This is a genomic window from Bradyrhizobium sp. (assembly GCF_016462955.1).
Classification (GTDB): domain Bacteria; phylum Pseudomonadota; class Alphaproteobacteria; order Rhizobiales; family Xanthobacteraceae; genus Bradyrhizobium.
Map to the genome: position 1 here is coordinate 5,733 of NZ_JAEMSD010000384.1, position 871 is coordinate 6,603.

The 871-nt window shown below is 64.6% G+C and carries 2 protein-coding genes; both read right to left on the minus strand.

Going from position 1 to position 871, the window contains the following annotated elements; translation table 11 throughout:
* A partial coding sequence (locus JHD07_RS29085; RefSeq protein WP_291628417.1) for an AMP-binding protein occupies positions 1-354 on the minus strand: 354 nt, incomplete at its 3' end.
* 22 nt (positions 355-376) lie between these two features.
* Positions 377-871: ABC transporter substrate-binding protein (locus JHD07_RS29090; protein ID WP_291628418.1), on the minus strand; the 495-nt coding region annotated here is incomplete at its 5' end.

Consider the following 871-nt stretch of genomic DNA (forward strand, 5'->3'; position numbering starts at 1 on the left):
GGCGAAGGTCGCCGCGAGCTCGGGCGGCGTCGCGACCACGAGCAGGCGGACATCCTCCGGAATGCCGCCGTGGATCTGGGGCAGCAGGTCGGCGTGGCAGATCAGGATCTTCGCGCCGCTGTCGGACAGGATGTAGCGGACCTCCTCGGCCTTGAGATGCCAGTTGATCGGCACCACCGGGCTGCCCAGCGCGGCGGAGGCGGCAACCACCTCGAACAAGGCGAAATCGTTGCGCAGCATCATGGCGACCGGTGCGCCCTCGGCAAGCCCGAGGGCACGAAGGCCGCCTGCCGCGCGTCTGATGCGCGCCTGGATCTCGGCATAGCCGATCTGGCGTTCGCCGCTGATGATCATGGTCTGTCCTATTCCGTTCTGGTCAGCGATCGTCCAGCACGTCGCCGAATCCGACCCAGCTCTTGCCGTTGAAGCGCCGGAGCTGCAGCTGCTGGAACGGCAGATAGTCGTCGGGGCCGGTGCTCACGCTGATGCCTGGCAACAGCAGCGGCAGCTTCACCTCCTTCAGCGAGGCGGCCTGGCGCAGGATGTTGTCGCGGCTGAAATCGTCCTTGCACGCCTTCAGCACCGTCATCAGCAAGGTCGCGTAGTGGTAGCCGGCTGCGTAGTTGGAGTTGGAGAGGTCCGCATTCGGCATGTACTGCTTCATGAAGGCGAAATACTCCTTCACGCCGGGATCGCTGGCCCATTGCGGGTCCATCGTGTCCTTCTGATTGCTCGACGAGATCAGGCCGACCGCGTTGTCGAGCCCGGCCGGCTCCAGGAACGAGATCGACGAGGCCGAGGTCGGCACGAAGAAGAGCTCGGGTTTCCAACCGATCTCGGCGACGCCCTTGATCATCTGCGAGGTGAACTT